Raw genomic sequence first — 3,817 nt, forward strand, 5'->3', positions numbered from 1 at the left:
TCGGGGCACGGGCGCGGCGGGACGCTCCACCCGCCCGCACCCGGCCAGCAGCAAGCCTATCAGCAGCGCGGCCCGGCGCGTCACGGTCCTGTCGCCTCCCCGCATCCGCCGGCCGCGGCCGCCATCGGCAGCGCCGTCGTCCGACCTATCCACTGCCGCATCGATGTACCCCCTCGTCGCTCCACGATAGCAGGCGCCGGCGATTGACTAAAAGCTGAACGGAATTATGGCGGTCGACGGGCCACGCGGTCCCAACGCCGCGCGCGCTCTCTGTAAGGAGAGTTACATGACCGATACGTTGGCACCCGCCCCGGGTGCGTCCGCCGTTGCCGTCCCCGACACCATGCCCGCCTTCAGGCCGGCGCGGCCGTTCTTCTCCTCCGGGCCGTGCGCGAAGCCGCCAGGATGGTCCGCTGAAAAGCTCGCCACCGCCAGCCTCGGCCGTTCGCACCGCTCCGGGATCGGCAAGCAGCGCCTGCGATATTCCATCGACCTGATGCGCGAGCTGCTCAGGCTCCCCGACACGCACCGGATCGGTATCGTGCCGGGGTCGGACACGGGCGCGTACGAGACGGCGATGTGGACGATGCTGGGCGCGCGCCCGGTGACGGCGCTGGCGTGGGAGAGTTTCGGCGAGGGCTGGGTGACGGACGCGGTCCGGCAGCTCAGGATCGACCCGGTCGTCATGCGCGCCGATTATGGCTCTCTGCCGGACCTCGCGGCCGTCGACTGGACGCACGACGTCCTGTTCACCTGGAACGGCACAACCAGCGGCGTGCGCGTTCCCGACGCGGAGTGGATCCCGGCGGATCGCGAGGGGCTGTCCTTCGCCGACGCCACCAGCGGCGTGTTCGCCTACCCGATCGACTGGGCGAAGATCGACGTCGCCACGTTCAGCTGGCAGAAGGTGCTGGGCGGGGAGGGCGCGCATGGCGTCCTGATCCTCGGCCCGCGCGCGGTCGAACGGCTGGAGACGTACACGCCCGCCTGGCCGCTGCCCAAGGTGTTCCGGCTGGTGTCAAAGGACAAGCTCGCGGAGGGCGTGTTCAAGGGCGAGACGATCAATACGCCGTCGATGCTCGCCGTCGAGGATGCGATCTGGGCGCTGGAATGGGCAAGGGGACTGGGCGGGCCGGACGCGCTGATCGCGCGGTCCGATGCCAATGCCGCCGCGCTCGACGCCATCGTCGCGGGGCGCGACTGGCTGGATCACCTCGCCGCCGACCCCGCCACGCGGTCGCGGACCAGCGTGTGCCTGACGGTCGCGGGCGCGGACGAGGCGTTCATCAAGCGCATGGCCGGGCTGCTGGAACGCGAGGGCGCCGCGTTCGACGTCGCTGGTTATCGCGACGCGCCGCCGGGCCTGCGCATCTGGTGCGGCGCGACGGTCGACACCGCGGACATCGAGGCGCTCGGGCCATGGCTCGACTGGGCCTATGCCGAGGCGAGAGCCGGCTAGGCCCCTCTTCCCTTTGGGGGAGAGGCCGGGAGAAGGGCGGTGCCGCACCTCTCCACCCGCTCCCCACCTCCCTCTCCCCGGCCCTCTCCCCTGAAGGGGAGAGGGAGAAGGAACCAGACATGCCCAAGGTACTTATCAGCGACAAGATGGACCCCCGCGCCGCCGCGATCTTCCGGGAGCGCGGCGTCGAGGTGGACGAGATCACGGGAAAGACCCCCGACGAGCTCAAGGCGATCGTCGGCGGCTATGACGGCCTCGCCATCCGTTCGTCGACGAAGGTGACGAAGGACATCCTTGCCCACGCGACCAGTCTGAAGGTCGTCGGCCGCGCCGGGATCGGCGTCGACAACGTCGATATCCCGGCGGCATCCGCGCAGGGCGTGGTCGTTATGAACACGCCCTTCGGCAATTCGATCACCACCGCCGAACATGCCATCGCCCTCATGTTCGCGCTCGCCCGCGACCTGCCGGAGGCGGACCGGTCGACGCAGGCGGGCAAGTGGGAGAAGAACCGCTTCATGGGCGTCGAGCTGACGGCAAAGACGCTGGGGCTGATCGGCGCGGGCAATATCGGCAGCATCGTCGCCGACCGCGCGCGGGGCCTGCGGATGAAGGTCGTCGCCTACGATCCCTTCCTCACGCCCGAGCGCGCGATCGAGATGGGGGTCGAGAAGGTGGAACTCGACCAGCTGCTCGCGCGCGCCGACGTCATCACGCTGCACACGCCGCTGACCGAGCAGACGCGCAACATCCTCTCGGCCGAGGCGCTGGCGAAGACGAAGAAGGGCGTGCGCATCGTCAACTGCGCGCGCGGCGGCCTGATCGACGAGGCCGCGTTGAAGGCGGGGCTGGACTCGGGGCATATCGCCGGCGCCGCGCTCGACGTGTTCGTGGCCGAGCCGGCGAAGCAGTCGCCGCTGTTCGGCACGCCCGGCTTCATCTCGACGCCGCATCTGGGCGCGTCGACCACCGAGGCGCAGGTGAATGTCGCGATCCAGGTCGCCGAGCAGATGGCCGACTTCCTGATGTCGGGCGGCGTCACCAACGCGCTCAACATGCCGTCGCTGTCGGCCGAGGAGGCGCCCAAGCTGAAACCGTACATGGCACTGGCCGAGAAGCTTGGCTCGCTGCTGGGCCAGCTCGCAACCGGCGCGATCGGCGGCATCGCGGTCGAGACGGAGGGCGCGGCGGCCGAGCTCAACATGAAGCCGATGACCGGCGCGGTGCTGGCCGGGTTCATGCGGGTGCATTCCGACACCGTCAACATGGTCAACGCGCCGTTCCTGGCAAGGGAGCGCGGCCTCGACGTGCGCGAGACGCGCTCGACGCGCGAGGGCGATTATCACACGCTGCTGCGCGTGACGGCGACGACCGCGACGGGCGAGCGGTCCGTGGCGGGCACGCTGTTCGGCGACGCCGCGCCGCGGCTGGTCGAGCTGTTCGGCATCAAGGTGGAGGCCGACCTGGCGGGGCCGATGCTGTACGTCGTCAACGAGGACGCGCCCGGCTTCATCGGACGCCTCGGCACCGCGCTGGGTGGCGCGGGGGTCAATATCGGCACCTTCCATCTCGGTCGCCGGCAGGCGGGCGGCGAGGCGGTACTGCTGCTGAGCGTTGACGAGCCCGTGACGGCGCCGCTGCTCGCGACGGTCAAGGCGCTGCCCGGCGTGCGCACCGCGATGGGGCTGGCGTTCTGATGCGCCGGCACGGCCGGCGCCGATATGGCGGGGTTCGACCTCGCGCGATCCACTCGCGTGACGCGCAAGCGCCGTCCGTTATGGCGAAAGCGCCATGACCGCCCTGCTTCCCGAAGGTTTCCGCGACCGGCTGCCGCCGCACGCCGACCATGCCGCGCGTGTCGAGTCGCGCGTGCTGGAGGCGGCGCGGCAGCACGGCTACGAGCGCGTCGATCCGCCGCTCGCCGAGTTCGCGGACGGGCTCGCCTCGCGCCTCAAGGCGGGGGGGCTGCGCGGCGCGGTGCGGTTCGTCGATCCGGTGGGGCAGGCGACGCTTGCGATCCGGCCCGACCTCACCGCCCAGGTGGCGCGGATCGCGGCGACGCGGATGGGACACCACCCGCGCCCCGTGCGGCTGTCCTATGCCGGCACCGTGCTGCGGCTGCGCGCACCCGAACTCGATCCCGCGCGCGAGCAGCGCCAGATTGGCTGCGAGCTGATCGGGCTCGACTCGGTAGCGGCGGCGCAGGAGGTGGTCGGCGTCGCGGTCGACGCGCTCGCGGTGGCGGGCGTCGCGAGCCTGTCGATCGACTTCACGCTACCCGACCTCGTCGACACGCTCGCCGCCGGGCCGCTGCCGGTCGCGTCGGCGAACGTGGGGACGTTGCGCGACCGGCTGGAC

The 3,817-nt window shown here is 71.1% G+C and carries 3 protein-coding genes; all 3 read left to right on the forward strand.

The window, feature by feature from the left end; translation table 11 throughout:
* Positions 1-286 precede the first annotated feature (286 nt).
* On the forward strand, positions 287-1,459 hold the full coding sequence (locus HUV01_RS13545) for a phosphoserine transaminase (RefSeq protein WP_174298747.1): 1,173 nt from the start codon (positions 287-289) through the stop codon (positions 1,457-1,459).
* Between the two features lie 119 nt (positions 1,460-1,578).
* Entirely contained in the window at positions 1,579-3,156 is a 1,578-nt protein-coding gene (serA, locus tag HUV01_RS13550) for a phosphoglycerate dehydrogenase (protein WP_174298748.1), read from the forward strand.
* A gap of 94 nt (positions 3,157-3,250) precedes the next feature.
* Positions 3,251-3,817 (forward strand): ATP phosphoribosyltransferase regulatory subunit (locus HUV01_RS13555; protein ID WP_174298749.1); only part of this gene is annotated, 567 nt, incomplete at its 3' end.

The sequence above is a fragment of the Sphingomonas bacterium genome (assembly GCF_903643035.1).
Classification (GTDB): Bacteria; Pseudomonadota; Alphaproteobacteria; order Sphingomonadales; family Sphingomonadaceae; genus Sphingomonas.

Bases quoted from the DNA above. Each gene is read 5' to 3' on its own strand.
- HUV01_RS13545 (WP_174298747.1), top strand. From the start codon at position 287: ATGACCGATACGTTGGCACCCGCCCCGGGTGCGTCCGCCGTTGCCGTC.
- serA (WP_174298748.1), top strand. From the start codon at position 1,579: ATGCCCAAGGTACTTATCAGCGACAAGATGGACCCCCGCGCCGCCGCG.